A 20,987-nucleotide genomic window follows, 5' to 3' on the forward strand; every position below is an offset into this window, starting at 1 on the left:
GTACTGCGCAGCGCAGTCGCCAACGGCCTATTCAGCCCTGAAGCCCCAGACGATCTCGACCACCCGCGATGCCAGGATCAGGTACAGCAGGCACAGCAGTACCTGCAACACGATGTGATAGGGCAGTTTGGCAAGGCGATGCAGCGTATCGCTGACGTTCAGCAGAAACAGCAGCGCCGAGACCACGATCAGCCCCCAGCCGGTCATGCTTGATGCCCATAGCCCGAGGAAGATCTGCTGATTGCCGTGCAGGGCGTCAGTGCCGGCAGCGAACAGCAGGGCGCAGACCAGCAGGTTCTTGAAGTTGTCGAAGATTTTTGTGCTCAGGTCTGCTTCAAGAAGCTCGAGGTATTTTCTCCACAGCCTGCGCATTGACATCTCCTGGGTAGGTACTCGTCGCGTGAACGGATGCTTGAGTTATCTCTGGCAATTACGATAGCCCCGTTATGACCATCCCTTTCAAGGTCTGTTACCTCCGGATTTCATCACGGAGGCCAGCAATGCCGGCGCCCCGGCGAGGCCGCTCCCACAGGTATAGCGCATGCCTCGAGAGCGGCGCGGTTCGCCCTTGTGGGAGCGGCCTTGTGTCGCGAAAGGGCCGCAAAGCGGCCCCAAACCAGACGACCCAGCCCTTAGCAGGGTTGCGCCGCCAACCTGTTGCTGATGTTGCGCCCCAGCACCAACACCGTCACAAAACCGCAGCCCACCAACGCCGTGGCCAAACTCAACAGCACCGAAGTGCCAAGCTGGTCGACGATCTGCCCGCCGAAGAACGAGCCCAGCGCAATGATCACCTGGAACAACGCCACGAACAGCGGCATGCCGCGCTCGACATCCTTGGGCGCCACGATAAACATCCAGATACTGGCGCAGGCAGGGAAGGCACCAAAAGCAAAGCCCCAGAGCGCGATCAGCACCGCAGCGCCAGTCAGGCTGGTAGCGAAATGCGGGAACAAAGCAGTGCTGATACCGATCATTACGGCAACCAGCAACAAGGTGTGCCGAACGCTTCGGTTGGCGGCGAACCCGGCAAAGATATTGCCCAGTACCCCGGCCACACCATACAGCAGCAACAGTGAGCCAATGGTCGGCCCATCAAAGCCAGCACTTTGTTTGAAGAAGGGTGCCACATAGGTGTACGCGGCAAAGTGCGCCAGGCCAATCAGCAGCACCGCGATCAATCCAATACGAGCCTGTGGATTGATAAACAACGCCGGCAGGTCGCTGACGCGGATGGCCTTGTCGGGCTTGAGCTGCGGCAGCAGGAAGATCTGCGCCAGCAGCACCGGCACGCCCACCAAGGCGGTTACCAGAAAGGTCATGCGCCAGCCCATCAGGCCACTCAGCCAGGTGCCCACGGGCACGCCCAGCACAGTGGCCAAGGTCACACCGACCATGATGATCGAGGTGGCCTGGGCCACACCCACGCCCTTGGGCGCCAGACGCCCGCTGAGGGCAATGGCAGTCGCCCAGAAACCGCCGATACTGACGCCCAGTAGTACACGGCCGAACAGCAGCAGGCTGAAGTCGCTGGCATAGGCCACGACCACGTTGGCGATGATCATCAGCAGCGTCAGGCTGATAAGCAGATAGCGTCGGTCCATCGCGCGAATGCCCACTGACAGCAAGGGGGCGGCGAGGGCGGCCATGATGCCGGGCAGGGTCACCATCAGGCCGGCGTGGCCTGCACTGATACCGAGGTCGCTGGCGACATCGTTGAGAACGCCTACTGGCAGAAACTCACTGGTCACCAGGGCAAAGGCCCCTACGGCGACCGAAAGAATCGCCAGCCACTGCTGTTTGACGCTCTGTTGATTATGTTCGGGAAGGCCTCTAGGGGCCTGGCTGGCGCTTGGCATGGTGCACGGTTCCAAGGGGGAATGTCGCCTGAAGCAGGCGGAGGAGAGGGGTGAAACGGGAGGCGATTATAGGCGCCAGGCTTGGCGGCCCGACAGGCAGGCCGTTCGATAGTAATCATCACTGAGATCGATAAGACGCGCTGGGCAGAGCGTCTGCTGGGGTCATTGGCTTTGTACTGGCGCGGGTTTCTTTAGTTATTCTCAGGGAGTAGCCTCGGCACAGTGAATCTTTCGAGCCCGATCAGGCTATAGAGCTTATCCAGGCGAAAGAAAGACATAAAAAATTTCACCATCCCAAGAATGTCCATTGCCATGTCCGACGGTTTCCCTCAATTGCCCTCGCTTAACGCGCTACGTGTTTTTGAAGTGGTCGCCCGCCACTTGAACTTCCGTTTAGCTGCCGAGGAACTGGGCGTGACACAAGCTGCAGTGGCTCAGCAGATCCGAGGGCTTGAAGCGAGTCTGGATCTGCGCTTGTTTGAACGTCTTCCTCGGGGCTTGGCGTTGACCGATGCGGGCCTGGGCTACAGCGGCAGCATTCGCAGTGCATTTGCCATGATTGATGAGGCAACTCGCGTACTGAGGCCACAGGCTTCTCATCTGACGATCAGCGTCACCCCCACCTTTGCCTTGAAATGGCTCATTCCCAGACTAGGCAGCTTGGCGCAGAGTCATCCGGACATCGACTTGCGTGTGCTGGCAACAGATCGACTTTCCCACTTCAGCACCGATGGCGTGGATATCGCTGTCCGCTATGGCAAACCGGAATTCGGCGCGGGTTTGAACAGCGAACTGTTGATGGAGCAGCGGATCGTTGCAGTGGCCAGCCCTGGGGTATTTGAAGGTGCCGCCACAGCGGTAAGTTTCGAGCAGTTGCAAGATTTCATCATGCTCCACGATGCTCATGATTTCTGGCCTCAGTTCCTTGCGCACGTGTTCCCGCAGCACGCTCAACCAACAGCCAGAAACCTGCGATTCAACCAGACCTCATTGGCCATTGAGGCGGCCATCAATGGCCAGGGCATAGCACTGGCGAGTTTGGCGTTTGTTAACAGTGACATCGTCGCAGGCAGGCTGGTGCAGGTGTTTGCTCAGCAACTCGCGCTCGATAAGTCGTTTTATCTGGTCTGGCCACGAAAGGTGCAGCAGCCAGAGACGTTAAACGTCGTACGAGCTTGGCTCAAGCATCAGGTTGACGATAGTTAAGCTACTGTCATGGCAAAGTTTGGCTGTCTCCCTGACCCTGCGGGCTACTGCTAAGGTTTCTTTACCTTAGTAGTGACCATTGCAAGATCTGGAGGCAGTATGTCAGTAGAAAAAGTTGCGATTATCACGGCCGGCGGCAGCGGCATGGGCGCGGCAGCAGCACGACGCTTGGCCGCTGATGGCTTCAAGGTTGGCATTTTGTCCTCATCGGGCAAGGGCGAGGCGTTGGCTGCCGAGCTGGGCGGGATCGGGGTAACCGGCAGCAACCAGTCTATTGAAGATCTGCAACGCCTGGTCGACGCTGTCGTTGAGAAATGGGGCCGAATCGATGTCTTGGTCAACAGTGCCGGCCACGGCCCGCGCGCGCCGATCCTGGAGATCAGCGACGATGACTGGAACAAGGGTATGGACACCTACCTGCTCAATGTCATTCGCCCGACTCGCTTGGTGACGCCCTACATGCAGCGTCAGCAGGGCGGAGTAATCATCAACATTTCTAGCGCCTGGGCGTTGGAGCCGAGTGAGCTGTTCCCCACTTCTGCTGTATTTCGAGCGGGGCTGGCCGCGTTCACCAAGATCTTCGCCGACAATTTCGCCGCTGATAACGTCAGGGTCAACAATGTTCTCCCCGGCTGGATCGACAGTCTGCCGGCCACCGAGCAACGCCGCGACAGCGTGCCGCTCAAGCGCTATGGCACTAGCGAAGAGATTGCCGCCACCATCGCGTTTCTTGCCAGCGAAGGCGCTGCCTACATCACTGGCCAGAACATTAAGGTCGATGGCGGTGTGACCCGTAGCGTTTGATCGTTCATAGCCGCAGTGTGCGCTATAGCCGATACCACGCTGGAGGTGTTCCCCGAGGCCGGCCATGACCTCTTCTTGCTTAGGTAGCGATGTCGGTTGATCTCACAACTAAGCACTCAGAGCCCGTTTCAACACTTCGTAGATTTTGCCGTCACCCGATTGAGCAACGTTGAAACGGAGGAAATCTCCCGCAGTCATGGACTGGCTGAACGCATTTCCGGGCGCTAGCACGACACCTTCATTCAAACAGGCCCTGGCCAGCGTTGCTGCATCCTTGCCTTGAGGAAGTTGGCACCAGACGTACATGCCTGCCTGGGGAATCATCCAAGGCTTGATACTAATGGCGTGAAGCCTGGCGACCGTTCTGTCCCTTTCCTCGGCTAACCGAAGGCGAACACTCTCCATGTGTTTTCGGTATCCGCTATCAGTAATGGATTGATGGATTAGCTCCGCAGCCAAGCGTCCACCGCCGAATGTAGTCGCAATTTTGAGGTCGGCCAGGCTCTCGATCCATTCGCCACGAGCCGCGATATAGCCGCATCGAATCGAAGCGGAGATAGTTTTGGAAAAGCTGCCTATCTGAATGACGCGAGAGAGGCCATCGAAGGCAGACAGTCGGGGCGCGGGAGTATTCTCGAAATCCCCGAAAATGTCGTCCTCGACAATCACCAGGCTAGAGGTGTCGGCCAGCTTTAACAGCCTATGTGCGGTGACCGGAGACAAAGTGGCCCCGGTAGGGTTGTGGATACCGGAATTGGTTATGTACAACCGGGGAGCGTGCTCGAGCAGGGCCGCGCCAAACGCCTCGATGTCTGGGCCTGTCGCCGTGTAGGGTACGCCGACAACCTTCACCCTATGCGCTTTCAATAGTGCGTGAAAGTTGAAATAGCACGGGTCGTCCACCAACACAGTGTTTCCCGGCTCCAGCAGAAAACGGCAAATCAGGTCGATGGCGTGTGTGCCGGACTCAGTGAGCATGATCTGCTCAAGAGGGGCTTCGATCCCCATGCCTGCCAGTCGTCGCGACAAGAATTGCCTGAGGGGCGGATGCCCAAGCGGTGACGCGTACTCGGTGAGTTTCACAGTGTCAGAACGGGCAACGATTCGAAGCGCTTTACGCATGCCGGCCTCGTACATCCAGGATGCAGGAAGCCACCCGCACCCTGGTTTCAACGCATCGCTGGCGGTTTCAAGGGACTGGCGCGAGATCCACAGCGGATCAACTTCACGGTCAAGTCTGGGGCCAAGTTCGGTCAGTGCCAATGGCGCCACAGGCCCCGCTACGTAAAAGCCGGAGGCAGGGCGAGAGCTGAGTACACCCTCTGCCATTAACCGTTCATAGGCCTCAAGCACGGTTGAAACCGACACTTGCATGGTCTGAGCCATTGCGCGGACTGAAGGAATTCGCGCACCTGGCGTGTAGGTTCGAGCGGCTATCCTGGATTGGATCTCACCCATGACACTTCGGATTCGCGTACCGTTGCGGTTCATCGCACCCTCAACTGTGCTGGATTCATAGGCATAACAGTTCGGTTTAATTGTATTGGATTGTACGTGGCCTTGATGAGCCTGTCAGTGATGTACTGCACCCTGACTTGTCGAGGACGTGGCGATGGAAAAATCTACAAGCGGGTGGATCAATGGCTTCATAGGCGTCGCAATCTTCGCGGGCTCGCTGCCGGCAACCCGTGTGGCAGTGACGGCATTCGAACCTACGTTTTTGACATGTGCCAGGGCAACGATTGCCGCCTTGTTGGGCGCGCTTTTTTTGCTCGCGCTACGCCAGCCTCGGCCTAAACGCAGTGACTTGTCTTCATTGGCTATAACAGCGCTTGGCGTCGTCATCGGTTTCCCGCTACTCACGGCACTCGCCCTGCAGCACGTCACTTCCGCTCATTCGATTGTTTTTGTCGGGCTCCTGCCACTCTGCACCGCAGGGTTTGCCGTTCTACGGGGTGGTGAGCGACCTCGGCCACTGTTCTGGGTGTTCTCGCTCATAGGTGCCGGAATAGTCGTTGGCTATGCGTTGATGAATGCAGGAGAGGCATCGGCGGTAGGAGACCTGCTGATGATGGCGGCGGTAGTTGTTTGTGGGTTGGGTTATGCAGAAGGGGCACGCCTGTCGCGAACATTGGGTGGCTGGCAGGTGATCAGTTGGGCATTGCTGGTAGCGTTGCCGTTGATGCTGCTGCTGACTATCACTAATCTCCCGGCGCCTGATGCCTTCGCCAAGGTAAGTGCGCCTGCGTGGTTCAGCTTCGGCTACGTTTCATTGTTCAGCATGCTGATTGGGTTTGTGTTCTGGTACCGAGGGCTGGTTCAGGGTGGCATTGCGGCAGTGGGCCAGTTGCAACTCTTTCAGCCGTTCATGGGGCTTGGACTGGCAGCGTTGCTTCTGCACGAGCACGTCAGCTGGATGATGCTTGTGGTGACGCTGGGTGCTGTCATCTGTGTTGCCGGGGCCAAGAAATACGCCCAGTAGTTGATCGGATGCGATCATCACTGAAGTCGATAAGACGCTCTGGGCAGAGCGTCTGTTGTCGATCGAGAAAGGTTCTCGCGAGTGGGGTTAAGTAGTTCTGGCGAAGCGATGTCAGTTATTGGCTGCCTGACGACGCAGCAACACATCAATAGCCCGGATTGCGAGGGGATACCCGTCAGCGCCCATGCCGCAGATCACAGAATTGGCCACGCCAGACATGATCGAGTGACGGTGCAGTTCGTCCCGGGCATGGATGTTCGACAGGTGCAGCTCAATCAGCGGCGCGTCGTGTAACTTCAATGCATCCAACACCGGAATCGAGTGAAAGGAAAGGCCGGCCGGGTTGATGATAACTGCAGCGCCTTGCTCGAACGCCTCTTGAATCCAGTCGACCATCACGCCTTCGTGGTTGGTTTGGCGAAAGTCGCATATCAGGTCAAGCTCTTGCGCCAGACGCTCACTGCAGTGCCGTATTTGTTCGAGTGTGGTGTGGCCATAGATGTGCGGCTCACGACGACCCAGCATGTTCAGGTTAGGGCCGTTGAGGATGAAGACGGTGCGGTTCATGGTCGTCCTGCTGCGTTATTTGGAAAATAGGGTGGTAGCGCGAGGTTCGGCTGCGTCATCGTTAGCGACGGCGTTCAGGTCGATGCCGCGGGTTTCCCGGCCGATGAGTATCATCGCCAGCGAGATCAGGTTGATCACTGCGCACAGCGTCACCAAAGGCCATGGCGAGTTGTTCGACTGGCTCATCAGCCACACGGCGATCATCGGCATCGGGCCACCGATCACCAGGTTGGCGCCGGTGTAAGCCAGTGCCGAGCCCGAGTAACGGACCTCGGTGGGAAAGGCTTCGGCGAAGGCCACTGGCTGGATACCGCTCTGGAATTGGGTGAAGCCCAGGAACAGCCCCATGATTGCCATGATGGCGGGAACGTTCAGCGTATTAAGGATCGGGAAGTAGACGAACAGGATCAGCAACGTCATGCACGAACCAAATGCCAGCGCCTTTTTGCGGCCCCAGCGATCGGACAGATAACCACCGGCCAGTGCACCGAAAATCGCGCACATGTTAGCCACCATCAGTGACATGAACCCCGTCGACTGGCTGAAACCCAAGTGCTTGGTCAGGTAGCTGAGGGAGAAAATCACGATCAGGTAGAAAAGCGCAGCGGGGGAGCAGAAGAACAACATCAGGCGCAGGATGGTTTTGTAGTGGCTGCTCACCGCGGATTTGAGCGGGCTTTTTTCCTGTTTGGTCGGATTCTTTTTCAAGGCAACGAAGGCCGGTGTTTCATCGACTTTCAGGCGGATGAAGATCGCGACAACCACCAGAACGAAGCTCATCAGGAAGGGAATTCGCCAGCCAAAGCTTTCAAACTGGTCGCTTGAAAGCGTTGCTGCCAGGCCCATCAAGACGCCGTTGGCCAGTATCTGACTGAGCGGTGAGCACAAGCCGAGTAGGCCGGAATAACGCCCGCGACGGTCCGGAGTGGCGTGTTCCAGCGCCATTAATTGCGCGCCGGTGGACTCACCGCCCAAGGCGAAGCCTTGGATGATGCGTAACAGCACCAGCAGGATCGGCGCCCAGATACCCACCTGAGCGTAGGTGGGCAACATCCCCATCAGTACCGAAGCCAGGCCCATCATGCTCACGGTGGCCAGCATCAAGTTGCGGCGGCCGAGCCTGTCACCGAGATAACCGCAGGTAATCGCGCCCAATGGCCGCGCGGCCAGGCCGACACCGAACGTTGCCAGCGAAGCGAGCAGGCCTGCAGTTGGCTCCATGGCCGGGAAAAACAGCTTGGGCAAAATGGTCGCGGACATTGCGCCATACAGGGTGAAGTCGAACCATTCGAGGGCTGTGCCAATGGTCGCGGCGGTCACCGCTTTGCGAGGCATGCGCAAATCCTGAGTCTCGTGACTGGTTGTGCTCATAAGGGTGCTCGTCATTGTTCTTATGGTGTCGGATTACCCATACGCTTGCCTGGAGAATGCCAAGCAATCGTTGAGTCGAGGTAGACGTTAACGCATCCTGTCTGCAGAATAATTATCGAAATTACGATAAATCGATAAGCCGGCCTTATGGGTAGCGATTATGGAACTGCGTCACCTGAAAGCCTTTGTCGTCGCCGCTGACCTGCAGCATTTCAGCCGTGCGGCTGAGCACTTGGGCATTGCGCAGCCGGCGCTCAGTCAATTGATACGAACGCTTGAGTCCGAGCTGGGGCTTGTATTGTTCCGCCGGGCAAACCGCGCAGTGGCATTGACCGCTGCCGGTGAGGCATTTCTGCCTCACGCGCGGCAGTCGATCGAGTCCAGCGAACTGGCAGTAGCCGCGGCTCGGCGTGCCAGGCGAGGGGAGGTGGGGGAAATCAACATCGGCTACCACTCGGCATTATTCGAAGCGAATTTGCCGCAATTGCTTCGGCATTACTTCAGCACCTTCCCCGAGGTCAAAGTGTCGTTGGTCGACGCCGGTATTCGTGCGCAGTTCGACATGTTGCTCGAGCATAAACTTGACCTGGCATTTGCCAGGGTGTTCAAGGATCACCTGCCGGACCGCCTGCGCACCCACCCTTTCAGCCAGTCCCGACTCGTCCTGCTAATCCCGGACAACCATGAACTGGCCGACAGCTTCAGCGCAGATCTGGCGAGCTTGCGCCATGAAAAGTTCGTATTCCTGCAGGACAGCGCCGGCATTGGCCTGACTTCCCATACCCTCCAGGCTTGCCGGCAGAACCAGTTGCATCCGCAGAACATCATGTATGTGCCGTCGCTGATGAGTATTCCCGGTCTGGTGGCCGCCGGCATCGGCCTGAGCATCGTCCCCGAAACCATGACCCGCCTGACCATGCCGGGCATACGCATCGTGCCCTTGGATCACGCGGAAATGGTCAGTGAGCTTTCGCTGATTTCGCGAATTGATGAGCGCTCCAGTGCAGTGCTGCACTTCATCGAAGAGGCTCATGGGTGGGGGTTGCGTCTACCCGAGTTTGCTGACCGATAACGGCATTTTTCACCACCCGGTATCGAATCCCGATCGTCATGGAAAATGCGCGTACACCGTCACAAGCCAAGGTGCTGGTCGATTAGTCGCGCGACGGCTTTGGCATGCGAGTGACCGAGGTCATGGCCGGCCTCGGGGAACACTTCCAGCGTGGCAGCGGGTATCAGTTGTGCCAGCCGCTGGCCAACCGAGATCGGGCTGATCGGGTCCATGCCTCCCCACAACAGCAGTACCGGCAGTTGCAGTTCGTGCAAGCGAGCGGAGAGGTCGGTGCGATCATCCAGGAACCAGCGTGGCAGGTTCGGGTTATCTGATTCGAACGCCTCGCGCCAGTCCATGGCGCCCAAAGCAGGGAGATTCAAGCCGCCCGAGGTGACGGCCAGGACCAGGTGAGTGACCAGGTCAGGGCGCTCAAGCGCGATGTGCACCGCGACGACGCCGCCCATGGATTGCGCCACCAAGGCCACCGGCCTGTCGATCTCTGCGATCGCGAGAGCGGCGAGATGCTCCAGGCCGGTTACGTTGGGATTGGCGGGCGCATTGCCAAAACCGGGCCAGCCCATGTGTTGAACGGCAATTGACGTTTCGAGGGCTTCGGCGACCGGGTGCCAGAACTGGGTGTTGCCGGAGGCACCGGGAAGGAAAAGAATTTTTTCGGGGGAAGTAGTCACGGCTCGGTCCTTGAGTCAGGGGTGTAGCAACTTAAGGCTACACGCAGCTATGTGCAAATGAGGGTCGCTTAGGCGCGCTAGCTGCCGGTTGTGAACGGCCTCTTTCGACTCAAAGCTGCCGATGATCTTTGTAGGTGATCGCCCAACCATTCGGGCTACGCTGTCGCGAGGAGAACAAAGCCCCTAAATGCGGCGCGTATCCTGTAGGAGCGGGCTTGCCCGCGAACACGGGCGTAGCCCGTGCCAGAGGACTCCTTCTCCAGAGCCGGCCTGTTAGCGGGTCAAGTCCACTCATACAAGATTACTGCTCAGTTCAGCGGCAGCTATGGGTCGATAGCTGCCGTTTGCAGACGCCGCGTTCAACCCAAAGCTGCCGGTCAGCAATGGTAACAAACCACCCCCCCTAATCTTCGTCACACCGCTGCTGCTTCAATCGTTCTGGAGCGCCAGGCAAAAGCCAACACCATCAGCAACCCCAGAGCAGCCATCGCCGCTCCGGCCAGGGAAATCGCTGGATAACCCAGACCGGCGTTGATCACCGCTCCACCCAGCGCTGCGCCAATAGCGTTGCCAAAATTGAAGGCGCCAATGTTCACCGCGGAGGCAAGATTGGGCGCGTCCTTCGCTGCTTCCATGACGCGCATCTGTAGCGGCGGCACCAGGGCGAAACTGGCGATACCCCATACCAGGATGGCCAGAGCAGCCGGCACCGGCCAACGCATCAGCAGGGTGAACGCCAGCAAGACGAGAATCAGAACGCTTAGCGAGACGATCAAGGTGCGATCTATCGAGCGGTCGGCGGCCTTGCCGCCCCACACATTGCCCAGCGTCAACCCCACACCAAAAAGCACCAGCATGGCGGTGATGTAGACGGTGGAACCATTGGTCTCGCTGCTGAGGATCGGCGCGATGTAGGTGAAGACGGTAAACATTGCGCTAGATCCGACTACGGTCAGGGCCAGCGCGCCCAGCACCGGACCACGCCCCAGTACCCGAATTTCGGCCATTACACCGACGCTTTGCGGCGCCTTCAGGTTAGGCAGGGCGAACCACAACGCGGCCATGGTCACTACGCCGAGGCCGGTAATTCCCCAGAAAGCGGTGCGCCAACCGAACAGCTCGCCAAACCAGGCGGCCAGCGGCACGCCGCCGATGGTCGCCAGGGTCAGGCCCATGAACATCGCCGCAACCGCCCCGGCACGTTTCTCCGGGGCGACCACGCTGGCGGCGACGATCGAGCCAACGCCAAAAAATGCACCATGGTTCAGAGAGGTCACCACCCTGGCGACCATGAGGCTGTAGTAATCGGTGGCCAGGGCTGACATCAGATTACCCAGGGTGAAAATCGCCATGAGCCCGATCAGCAGATAGCGCCGGGGAATCCTGCCGGTGGTCAGGGTCATCAGCGGTGCGCCGAGCAATACGCCCAGCGCATAAGCACTGACCAGCAAACCGGCGGCGGGAATGGAAACGCCCAGATCCGCAGCGATACCCGGCAACATGCCCATGGGGGCGAATTCTGTTACGCCGATGCCGAAGGCACCGATGGCGAGCGCGACAAGTGGTGGATTGATACGCATGGAAGGCTCCTTATCTATGCCGCTAATGCTACGATCCAGCCTTTTCAGGCGGTAGATAGCATTTTTGGCAATCACCTTTGCGCAGGAGTCACAAGTGGATTTCAACGGCAGGTCAGGTGAAATGAGCGTGTTCACCACCGTGGCGCAGGAGGGCAGCCTGTCGGCCGCCGCGCGTGCACTGGGCCTGACACCCTCGGCAGTCAGTCGGATCATCGCGCGTACCGAGCAACGTCTTGGTACCCGCCTGCTGTTGCGCACCACTCGAGCGATCACCTTCACTGCCGAAGGCGAAGCGTTCCTGCGCGGCGCCCGGCGTATCCTGGCCGACATGGACGAGGTCGAAGAAGCCATCGCCGACCAAGGCGTACCCAGGGGGCGATTGCGGGTCAGTGCCGCCCTTGGCCATGGACGGCTGGCCATCGTTCCCTTGGTCGCAGCATTCAGCGCCCGTTACCCGAACATCGTCGTCGACCTCACTCTCGGCGACGAAGTGGTCGACATTCTCGGCGGGCAAGCCGACGTCGCGGTCCGCTTTGGCCATCTGCCCGACAGCCCGCTGACCGCGCGCAGGATCGGCGACACCGGCCAGGTAGTGGTGGCATCGCCCGAGTATCTGCAGCGCCACGGCATCCCCCAGGAACCGGAAGACCTGCTACAGCACAACTGCCTGCGCTTCAACTTCCGGCGTGCCGAGCCCAACTGGCCGTTCATCCGAGATGGAAAAGACTTTTCCCTAAAGGTCAGCGGCAACATCGAATGCAGCAGTGGTGAAGCGCTGGCACAACTCGCGCGTGTAAGTGCCGGCATTGCACGTATCGGTGAGTTCAGCGTGAGCGGAGATCTGCAGCGCGGCGACTTGATTCCCCTGTTGGAAGCCTGGAACCCCGGGGACCAGGAACCGATTCATGCGGTGTTCGTCGGCGGGCCGGCAATGCCGGCGCGGGTGCGATTGTTCGTGGACTTCTTGCTGGAACATCACCGGATGTAAGCGGAGGCGCAAGCTGATATTTCCGGGTACTCGTGATGTTGAAGTGACCAAGGCATTTTTAGGTGCACTATCAATAGGTGGTTTGCCTTACTGGAACAATCTCAAGCTCTGGTAGTGATGGGGCGTCCGCACGTCTTAAATGGCCGTCGTGAAAGACCGTTTTTGGCCGATTCCGGCCCTTCGTGAAGGGCTGCGATGAGTCAAAAACGGCCTTTCGCGAGTCGCTGGTTTCGGCCCATAGCTGCCGATGATCTTTGCAGTTGATCGCCCAACCATTCGGGCTACGCTGTCGCGAGGAGAACAAAGCCCCTAAATGCGGCGCGTATCCTGTAGGAGCGGGCTTGCCCCGCGAACATGGGCGTAGCCCGTGCCAGAAGGCTCCTTCTCTAGAGCCGGCCTGTTAGCGGGTCAAGTCCACTCACACAAGATTACTGCTCAGTTCAGCGGCAGCTATCGGTCGAAAGCAGGCACTCTGCGACCGTCCGCTATCGACCCATAGCTGCCCCTCACCAAGTATCGTTTTCAATGGTTGGACTCTCTACAAAATCAGAATAGATTCGGGCCTTGCATAGCGACGTTCGAGACCAGGCCCCACTATCCGACCAGAGGCGGACCTCTAATGTTTGTGAGAGAATTCAGATTAGGTTAATCAAGCTAGAACGGACTCTCTTGAATGGAATTGAATCGCCCAACTGCCTACGACATCGCATGTCACTTCTGCGTCAGCCGCATTACCAGCGCGACTATTCCTGCCACTCGCCTCAGCAATATCCTCGAAACAATGTTTCGTGGGAGTACGCTCACTGCACTATCACGGACCTACCTACAGCAGCAGAATCTCACCGAACTCCATCAACTGGCGACCGGCCAGATCACATATGAGGCCTTCATCGCAGCTTTAGATCCAGCATTAGTAGCCTCCGAACAGGCTGCAAAAATAGAACACCAAACCAAGAATGCGGACCGCTTAGCCCAGGAAGCCGAATGGCCTGTGGAGTGCCGGCGCAAGGGAGAAGCGGCAGCGGCCGCCCGTATTGCCCGCGCCGTTCGAAAAAGCGAGCAGGTGGCACACTACAGTAGTGAGCGTGAGGCTGCTGAAACAGCTCGCATCGACCGTGAAACCGAGTGGGCGGTGCAGTGCAAGCGTAATCGTGAGGCTGCCGAAGCATCATTCAAGGCTCGCATGAGCAAACCCGGTTACATCGCTCCTACTCCCTATGACATTGCCCGGCACTACCGTGTGAGCCACCTCCCTAGTGCGGTTACATCGCCGCTTAGCAATATCCTTAATGCCCTCTATCAAGGGCGTCCGCTAGCAGCGGCCTATCTCAACTACCTTAAGATCAAGGGACCCGCCCGCCTGTATGCATTGGCTATTGGCCAAGCCATCTACGAGTCCTATATTTCAGGCATCGATGCAGACGAAGTAGCACGGAAAAACGCCTACGCAGCTCGCCTTAAACAGGCCGAAGCACAAAGAGTCCGTCATGAGGCTGCCGAAGTCGCCCGCATTGCCCGCGAAAGCGATCCTGCGTACGTGCTGCGTAGGAAATACGGGTTTTTCGCCATCGATGAGTCTTTGATGCCACGGATGATGGACGTCCTCCAGAACGTCGACTGCGGCAACCGAGTGGTCCCTGACGATTTCGTTTGGCTCAATACTGAGGCCAAAAAGTATTTTATTGGGGAACTGCGGAGGGCCTACCACCTGCGCGAGGCCGAGTTCTGCGGCAATGAGTACCGCCGCACCCAAGACCCATGGAACGCAATCAACGCCAGTGCCCACTATCGAAAGTGCGATCAGCCAACGTCAGCACTCGAACTACTCGCCAGTGTGCCGGTCATTCAACTCAAACACCCCAGGATCCACTCAGCCTTGTGCACCACCCGCGGTGGCGTCATGCGCGACCTGGGGCGGTGTGACGAAGCTCTTCAGCTCGGCAAGCAGGGGCATGAGTTACAGCCGCAAGACTTCCGTCCATGCACTTTGCTAGGCGCATTGTGCATGGAGCTTGGTAACTTTGGGAAAGGCCATGACTGGTACGCCAAGGCTGAGCGGCGCGGTGCCAGCAAACAGGGCATCGACGCCGAACTACGTGGCATCTTCCTTAGGCTGGACAAGGCTACGCGGGAAGCTATGAGGGTGTATTTGCTGGCAACAGATCCCAACCGCTACCGCTGGGTGAGTGACAAGAAGTCTTACCGGAAATCGACGTCGGTTTTGTAGACAAAGCCAAACGTCCGTTTTGGGTCGAAAGCGGTTACTCGTGAAGGGCAGCTTCCGACCCATTGCGGTCATTCCACCTGAGACGATGAGCTGGATGGCGTATACCAGTGAACTCTGGAGTCGATATGAACGTGTTTTTGCTTCTGAGGTGTGAAGGGGCTGTCGAGTGTGCCCAGTGCAATCGAAACCCAATCGTAACCGTCCGGCGAACTCACCTTCCGAACTCCAGCTTTAAGGGCGATGGTGTCCGCGTATTTTTAAGCGGACGCGATCGCCCTTATCGCCAGGATTTCCATGCGCCAACGAAGCTCTTATCCGAAACCGTTCAAAGCCCAAGTCGTTCAGGAATGCCTGCAACCTGGGGCCACTGTCTCAAGTGTCGCCATCAGCCACGGCATCAATGCCAACGTCATCCGAAAATGGATGCCGCTCTATCGAGACCAGCCCGCAGCGACTTCACTACCGGCATTCGTCCCGCTAAAAGCCGTACCTAAACGGCCAGCCGAAGCGTCAGTGATCATCGAGTTGCCCATGGCCGGCCAAGTGATCACAGTGAAATGGCCAACCTCAGATCCCGAGGGCTGCGCGCAATTTATCCGGGCTGTCGCTCAATGATCCGCATCGATGCAATCTGGCTGGCCACCGAGCCGATGGATATGCGCGCCGGCACCGAAACCGCATTAGCCCGGGTGATCGCAGTGTTCGGTGCGGCGAAGCCGCACTGCGCTTATCTGTTCGCCAATCGTCGGGCTAACCGGATGAAAGTACTGGTGCACGATGGCGTGGGCGTCTGGCTTGCGGCGCGGCGACTGAACCAAGGCAAGTTTCACTGGCCCGGAATTCGCCACGGCTGCGAGGTCGAACTCGACAGCGAACAACTCCAGGCGTTGGTACTGGGTTTGCCGTGGCAGCGAGTCGGTACGGGTGGCGTGATCAGCATGCTGTAATCGCCGGCCATTTGACCGGTCTGCTTGTCGTCGTTTCGGGCCTGCTCTGGCACAGTCGGCGGCATGACTTTCTCGCCCAACCTCGACCAGATGACCCCGGAACAGCTCCGTGCCTTGGCGGCACAGGCGCTGCAGTTGCAGTCCAAAGTCGAGGCGATGAGCAGGAAGATCCAGAACGATGAAATCCTCATCGAACAGTTCAAGTTCGAAATCGCCCTGCTCAAGCGCCACAAGTTTGCTAAGCGCAGCGAGCAAATCAGCCCGGCGCAAGGCAGCTTGCTGGATGACCTGCTCGACACAGACCTTGAAGCTATCGAAGCAGAACTGAAACAGCTCCTTCCAGCTTCGCCACAAGCCGAGCCACGGCAATCTCCGAAACGTGCGCCATTGCCGCCGCAGTTTCCACGCACAGTGATTCGTCACGAACCCGAAGAGACTCAGTGCGCCTGTGGCTGCCAACTTCAGCGCATCGGCGAAGACGTCAGCGAGAAGCTGGATTACACGCCGGGCGTGTTCACTGTCGAGCAACATGTGCGTGGCAAATGGGCCTGCCGTCAGTGCGAGATACTGATGCAGGCGCCGGTGCCGGCGCAGGTTATCGACACAGGCTTGTTGGCCCACGTGATGATGGCGAAGTTTGCCGACCACTTGCCGCTGTACCGGTAGGAGAAAATCTTTGGCCGCGCGGGGCTGGCAATCGCTCGTTCGACCCTTGCCCAGTGGGTCGGACAAACCGGTGTGCGGCTCCAGCCGCTGGTCGATGCACTGCGTGAAGCCGTTCTGAACCAGGGCGTGATTCACGCTGATGAAACGCCGGTGCAAATGCTTGCGCCGGGCGAGAAGAAAACCCACCGAGCCTATGTCTGGGCCTACAGCACGACGCCGTTTTCGGCGCTCAAGGCGGTGGTCTACGACTTCAGCCCAAGCCGTGCTGGCGAACACGCGCGTAACTTCCTGGGCGACTGGAACGGCAAGCTCGTTTGCGATGACTTCGCTGGCTATAAAGCTGGTTTTGAGCAAGGCATCACTGAGATCGGCTGCATGGCCCACGCCCGTCGCAAGTTTTTCGATCTGCATGTGGCGAACAAAAGTCAGCTAGCCGAACAGGCGTTGCACTCGATCAGCGGCCTGTACGAGGTGGAACGCCAGGCGCGGGACATGAGTGATGAAGATCGCTGGCGAATACGTCAGGAAATGGCGGTACCGATCAGTAAAAAATTGCATGACTGGATGTTGGCCCAGCGCGACCTGGTGCCCAACGGATCAGCCACGGCCAAAGCCCTCGACTACAGCCTGAAACGCTGGGTAGCGCTGACGCGCTACCTGGACGATGGTGCTGTGCCCATCGACAACAACCAAGTTGAAAACCAGATACGGCCATGGGCACTCGGGCGCTCGAACTGGTTATTTGCCGGGTCGTTGCGCAGCGGCAAACGAGCAGCTGCAATCATGAGCCTGATCCAATCGGCGCGCATGAATGGGCATGATCCGTATGCCTATCTCAAAGATGTACTGACGCGGTTGCCGACGCAACGGGCCAGTGAGATCGGGCAACTGTTACCGCATCAGTGGGTGTCTGCCTAACTTACGCAAGGTGAGTTGGGCGGACGCTTACACCCAATCGGTAAATTCACCTTGGGAACGTGACCAGAACAAAGTCGAGCCACACCGCGCGCAGAATTCGCGAAGCACCGATTCTGAAGAAGAATATCTGGTGATGTGTCCGGCCCCGTTGAGTATCCGTAGTGCGCTACGGGGCACGCTTCCATATGAAGCGAATGCTGCCCCGTGACCTTTGCGGCATTGAGCGCAGTGACAATGACTCACTGCTTTTGGCGTCGTCAGAAGCTCGTAACGGATTGCTGTGCAAAGGCAGCTTCCCTGGTAAACCTCTGTCATGCGTTCGTCCCTGTCGCTTGAAAAGACCCCAGCTTAACCACCTGAATCTGATCAGTCGAACGCCCGCTTCTGGCCGATTCCGGCCCTTCGTGAAGGGCTGCAATGGGTCAAAAACGGCCTTTCGCGAGTCGCTGGTTTCGACCCATAGCTGCCGATGATCTTTGTAAGTGATCGCCCAACCATTCGGGCTACGCTGTCGCGAGGAGAACAAAGCCCCTAAATGCGGCGCGTATCCTGTAGGAGCGGGCTTGCCCCGCGAACACGGGCTTAGCCCGTGCCAGAAGACTCCTTCTCCAGAGCCGGCCTGTTAGCGGGTCAAGTCGACTCACACAAGATTACTGCTCAGTTCAGCGGCAGCTATGGGTCGAAGCAGTCATTCTGCGACCGGCCGCTTTCGACCCATAGCTGCCTCTCGCGAAGGGCTGCAACTGGCCAATAGCAATCGCTTTGCGGTGAGTCCGGGATACAGTGTTCATGCTTTTCGCAATCTGTTGATCAAGCCGAGGTCAAGGCGATCTGCCAGCGATCCATAGTAGCATCTGTTTTTAACAGTATTTGAGACTGACTTAATCATCCCCTTCTAAAACTGCCAGGTCTTAAAGTCCGTTCTTGCCGAACCTGGCAGCACCGTCCGCGAACGCGACAGGCAATCCTACCTACCTTTGGACTGGGGGCTCTGTGTCAGAATGATGTGAAAAGGTAGCTTGCGATCAACCGCGTCTCATCGATGTCGCGCAGATCATCGCTGCGAAATGTTGCATTGCGAAGCCTTATAGAAAATCCTTTTAGCTTCCCTTGAAACGCATAGTTCACTTCCACGTCACGCTCCCATTCTTTGTCGGCACCAACCTTCTTCAATCCGTCTCCATGAATGTAGGCCGTGAAGAAACTGAGTCCCGGAACCCCGAGTGCAGCAAAGTCATAGCCATAGCGAAGCTGCCAGCTACGCTCGCCTGCGCTCCCGAAGTCGTGATACTGCACATAGTTGGGAAGGTAGGGGTTATTGATGTAGGCAAACCCGGTCGATCCCTGCATGACCTGGTACGTCGCCATTACGCTGTGGCCATTATTCATTGAGTAGTTGAACGAGGCCGCATAGGCTCGGTTATCGACATCACCAGCGTTGGCGGCACCGATGTCGCTGCTCGCAAAAGCACGCAGATCGGTAGTGAGGTTACCGTTTCCTAGTGGCATGCTGTGAACCAAGCCAACATATTGTTGACGATAAACGTCATCCAGCTCTCCATAGAAATAACTGGCGTTCAGCTGAGGCGTGATTTTATAAGTGGCTCCCCCGAGTCGATAAAAATCACCGATCCCAGTTGCACGATAGCGGCCATCTTTCACGGCGAGGGTGATGTCCTTCAAGTCCGTAGAGTCTGGGGTAATGGTCTGGTCGAACTGCGCGAGGTTGAGAGTCAATCGATCAATATCTGTCGAGGTGACTTGGAACCCCTGAAATGTCTGCGGCGTCAATCTACTATTGTTGTACTGGAGAATAGGGTATTTGGGCAGTGACATGCCGTATCGAATAGTGGTGTCTAATACTTTGGCTTTCACGCCGTACCCAGCCTTTGAATACTCGTCTACTGCTTCGCCAGAATCGTTTCTTGGAAGCAGCCCACTACCTGAACGATCAGGGCTAGAGTCCAGCCTATACCCTGCAAAGATCAATGCGTCCGCCCCGAAGCCAACCGGGCCTGATGTATAACCAGACTCATAGTTAAGTAAAAACCCTTGAGCCCACTCTTCTCTTTTCGATACCCCGGTGCCTTCTCGGAAGTCTCCATTGTAATAAAGGTTTCGGGCCTCCAGTCGGATTTTGCTGCCCTCAATAAAACCTTCCGCAAAAGTGTTGCTGGTCGCGAGAATCAAAGGAATGACAATTGAGCATGAGAGAGTACGATTCATTTTTATTATTGTCCTGACGCAAAGGGCCGCTGCTCGGCCTAAGGCCGAACAGGGGCATATTTTTATTGTATTAGTTTGAGGCCTTATTTCTTGATGCTGAGTTCTTGTGCAAGCTTTTCGCGGTCCAGTTCTTTCTCCCATGCGGAGACGACCAGCGCTGCCACACCGTTGCCAACCAGGTTGGTCATGGCAAGGCCAGTCCCCATGAAACGGTGGATACCAAGGATAAGTACCATGCCTGCTACAGGAACAACCGGCACGACCATGAGTGTGCTGGTCAGCATCACGAACGCAGCGCCCGATACGCCACTGGCGCCTTTCGATGTCAGCATTGCCACCACCACCAGCGTCAATTGCTGGCTGAGGGACAGCTCGATATTCAGGGCTTGAGCAATGAAAAGGACTGCCATCGTCAGGTATATATTGGTGCCATCCAGGTTGAACGAGTACCCCGTCGGGATGACCAGTCCTACGACTGGTTTGGAACAGCCCAAACGCTCCATTTTTTCCATGATTTGAGGCAGTACCACTTCTGAGGAACTGGTGCCGAGCACCACCAGTAGCTCTTCCTTGATGTAAGCGATGAATCGCAGAATGCTAAATCCGCAAACCTTGGCCACTGCACCGAGAATGACGATTACGAAAAGCGCGCACAGGATGTAGAAACTGCCGACCAGCTTCATGAGAGGCAGCAAGGCGCCAACCCCATAGGTGCCTACGGTGAAAGCAATCGCACCAAACGCACCTACGGCAGAGAGCTTGGCGATGATGTGGACGATCCGGAAGAAAACCCCTGACAAACCTTCGATGATGTCGTAGACCGGCTTTCCCTTTGCACCCATCGCCGAGAGTGCGCATCCAAAAAGGACAGACACCAGCAGGATGCAGAGCACATTCCCTTCGGCGAAAGCTTGGACAAATGTTGAGGGGATAATCCCCATCAGAAACTCAACCATGTGCATGTGTTGAGCCTTTTCGGCGAACCCAGTTACAGCTGAGGCGTCCAGAGAGTTCACATCTACGTTGAAGCCTCCGCCGGGGTTGAAAAGGTGACCCCCAATCAAGCCGATGATGAGGGACACCGTGGAGATGACTTCAAAGTAGAGCAGGGCCTTGCCACCAACGCGACCCACTTTCTTCAGATCTCGCATCCCAGCGATACCGCTTACCACCGTGCAGAAAACGACTGGGCCGATAATCATCTTGATCAGCTTGATGAAGGCATCGCCCAGAGGTTTTAGGTCAGCGGCGAATGTAGGCCAGAAGTGACCGACCACGACGCCAGCAATGATTCCGAGTAGAACTTGGAAGTACATCGCTTTGTAGAAGGGCGGTTTGGTTTTCACCACGGAGGGTGATGTAGCTTCGGCCTGAGCAGACGCAGGGCTGGAGTTCATAGCTAT

General features: G+C 57.5%; 17 protein-coding genes and 3 pseudogenes. 9 read left to right on the plus strand and 11 right to left on the minus strand.

Annotated elements, in window-relative coordinates; all coding sequences use genetic code 11:
• Positions 1 to 27: 27 nt before the first annotated feature.
• On the minus strand, positions 28 to 372 hold the full coding sequence (locus J3B00_RS12730) for a hypothetical protein (RefSeq protein WP_209867846.1): 345 nt from the start codon (positions 370 to 372) through the stop codon (positions 28 to 30).
• A gap of 260 nt (positions 373 to 632) precedes the next feature.
• On the minus strand, positions 633 to 1,859 hold the full coding sequence (locus J3B00_RS12735; protein WP_209867847.1) for an MFS transporter: 1,227 nt from the start codon (positions 1,857 to 1,859) through the stop codon (positions 633 to 635).
• A gap of 312 nt (positions 1,860 to 2,171) precedes the next feature.
• On the opposite strand from J3B00_RS12735, the gene J3B00_RS12740 reads away from it, so the two are divergent.
• Together J3B00_RS12740 and J3B00_RS12745 are read left to right on the plus strand one after the other, a co-directional pair.
• Positions 2,172 to 3,065, plus strand: coding sequence for a LysR substrate-binding domain-containing protein (locus tag J3B00_RS12740; RefSeq protein WP_209867848.1), 894 nt, complete (start codon positions 2,172 to 2,174; stop codon positions 3,063 to 3,065).
• A 99-nt stretch (positions 3,066 to 3,164) separates the two neighbouring features.
• Positions 3,165 to 3,869 (plus strand): SDR family oxidoreductase, encoded by a 705-nt coding sequence (locus J3B00_RS12745; protein ID WP_209867849.1) that lies wholly within the window; start codon positions 3,165 to 3,167, stop codon positions 3,867 to 3,869.
• 108 nt (positions 3,870 to 3,977) lie between these two features.
• Here the strand turns inward: J3B00_RS12745 and J3B00_RS12750 are convergent, their stop codons facing one another.
• The gene (locus J3B00_RS12750; protein WP_209867850.1) at positions 3,978 to 5,360 is read right to left on the minus strand and encodes a PLP-dependent aminotransferase family protein; all 1,383 of its coding nucleotides are present in this window, start codon (positions 5,358 to 5,360) and stop codon (positions 3,978 to 3,980) included.
• Positions 5,361 to 5,481: 121 nt separating this feature from the next.
• Here J3B00_RS12750 and J3B00_RS12755 point away from each other — a divergent pair, with 121 nt between their 5' ends.
• The gene (locus J3B00_RS12755; protein ID WP_209867851.1) at positions 5,482 to 6,351 is read left to right on the plus strand and encodes a DMT family transporter; all 870 of its coding nucleotides are present in this window, start codon (positions 5,482 to 5,484) and stop codon (positions 6,349 to 6,351) included.
• Between the two features lie 111 nt (positions 6,352 to 6,462).
• On the opposite strand, the gene J3B00_RS12760 is transcribed toward J3B00_RS12755, so the two are convergent.
• Together J3B00_RS12760 and J3B00_RS12765 are read right to left on the minus strand one after the other, a co-directional pair.
• Entirely contained in the window at positions 6,463 to 6,918 is a 456-nt protein-coding gene (locus J3B00_RS12760; protein ID WP_209867852.1) for a type II 3-dehydroquinate dehydratase, read from the minus strand.
• Between the two features lie 15 nt (positions 6,919 to 6,933).
• The gene (locus tag J3B00_RS12765) at positions 6,934 to 8,289 is read right to left on the minus strand and encodes an MFS transporter (protein WP_209867853.1); all 1,356 of its coding nucleotides are present in this window, start codon (positions 8,287 to 8,289) and stop codon (positions 6,934 to 6,936) included.
• Between the two features lie 160 nt (positions 8,290 to 8,449).
• Here J3B00_RS12765 and J3B00_RS12770 point away from each other — a divergent pair, with 160 nt between their 5' ends.
• Positions 8,450 to 9,361 (plus strand): LysR family transcriptional regulator, encoded by a 912-nt coding sequence (locus J3B00_RS12770; RefSeq protein WP_209867854.1) that lies wholly within the window; start codon positions 8,450 to 8,452, stop codon positions 9,359 to 9,361.
• 59 nt (positions 9,362 to 9,420) lie between these two features.
• Here J3B00_RS12770 and J3B00_RS26880 read toward each other — a convergent pair whose 3' ends face one another.
• Together J3B00_RS26880 and J3B00_RS12780 are read right to left on the minus strand one after the other, a co-directional pair.
• Positions 9,421 to 10,032: an alpha/beta fold hydrolase gene (locus J3B00_RS26880; RefSeq protein ID WP_209867855.1), complete on the minus strand. Its 612-nt coding sequence runs from the start codon at positions 10,030 to 10,032 to the stop codon at positions 9,421 to 9,423.
• A gap of 413 nt (positions 10,033 to 10,445) precedes the next feature.
• Positions 10,446 to 11,612, minus strand: coding sequence for an MFS transporter (locus J3B00_RS12780; protein WP_209867856.1), 1,167 nt, complete (start codon positions 11,610 to 11,612; stop codon positions 10,446 to 10,448).
• 94 nt (positions 11,613 to 11,706) lie between these two features.
• On the opposite strand from J3B00_RS12780, the gene J3B00_RS12785 reads away from it, so the two are divergent.
• Both J3B00_RS12785 and J3B00_RS12790 read left to right on the plus strand, forming a co-directional pair.
• Entirely contained in the window at positions 11,707 to 12,600 is an 894-nt protein-coding gene (locus J3B00_RS12785) for a LysR family transcriptional regulator (RefSeq protein ID WP_209867857.1), read from the plus strand.
• A 673-nt stretch (positions 12,601 to 13,273) separates the two neighbouring features.
• Entirely contained in the window at positions 13,274 to 14,827 is a 1,554-nt protein-coding gene (locus J3B00_RS12790) for a hypothetical protein (RefSeq protein ID WP_209867858.1), read from the plus strand.
• A 68-nt stretch (positions 14,828 to 14,895) separates the two neighbouring features.
• Here the strand turns inward: J3B00_RS12790 and J3B00_RS26585 are convergent.
• Positions 14,896 to 15,021, minus strand: a pseudogene (locus J3B00_RS26585) (GFA family protein); the annotation flags it as partial.
• Positions 15,022 to 15,121: 100 nt separating this feature from the next.
• On the opposite strand from J3B00_RS26585, the gene J3B00_RS12795 reads away from it, so the two are divergent.
• The 3 genes and pseudogenes from J3B00_RS12795 (at position 15,122) to J3B00_RS12805 (ending at position 17,358) form a co-directional block, all read left to right on the plus strand.
• A complete protein-coding gene (locus J3B00_RS12795) occupies positions 15,122 to 15,442 on the plus strand; it encodes a transposase (RefSeq protein WP_034111071.1) in 321 nt (106 codons plus the stop codon).
• Positions 15,439 to 15,774, plus strand: coding sequence for an IS66 family insertion sequence element accessory protein TnpB (gene tnpB, locus J3B00_RS26590; protein WP_232893846.1), 336 nt, complete (start codon positions 15,439 to 15,441; stop codon positions 15,772 to 15,774). Before J3B00_RS12795 ends, tnpB begins: the two co-directional genes overlap by 4 nt.
• 63 nt (positions 15,775 to 15,837) lie before the next feature.
• Positions 15,838 to 17,358, plus strand: a pseudogene (locus J3B00_RS12805) (IS66 family transposase).
• 30 nt (positions 17,359 to 17,388) lie between these two features.
• On the opposite strand, the pseudogene J3B00_RS12810 reads toward J3B00_RS12805, so the two are convergent.
• The 3 genes and pseudogenes from J3B00_RS12810 to J3B00_RS12820 all read right to left on the minus strand — a co-directional run.
• Positions 17,389 to 17,673 (minus strand): annotated as a pseudogene (locus J3B00_RS12810) (GFA family protein); the annotation flags it as partial.
• A gap of 681 nt (positions 17,674 to 18,354) precedes the next feature.
• Entirely contained in the window at positions 18,355 to 19,584 is a 1,230-nt protein-coding gene (locus tag J3B00_RS12815; RefSeq protein WP_209867860.1) for an OprD family porin, read from the minus strand.
• Between the two features lie 83 nt (positions 19,585 to 19,667).
• Positions 19,668 to 20,981 carry a dicarboxylate/amino acid:cation symporter gene (locus tag J3B00_RS12820; RefSeq protein ID WP_209867861.1) on the minus strand — a complete coding sequence of 438 codons (1,314 nt, stop codon included), beginning with the start codon at positions 20,979 to 20,981 and terminating at the stop codon, positions 19,668 to 19,670.
• Positions 20,982 to 20,987 lie beyond the last annotated feature (6 nt).

It is taken from the genome of Pseudomonas sp. BP8, from assembly GCF_017875955.1.
Lineage (GTDB): Bacteria > Pseudomonadota > Gammaproteobacteria > Pseudomonadales > Pseudomonadaceae > Aquipseudomonas.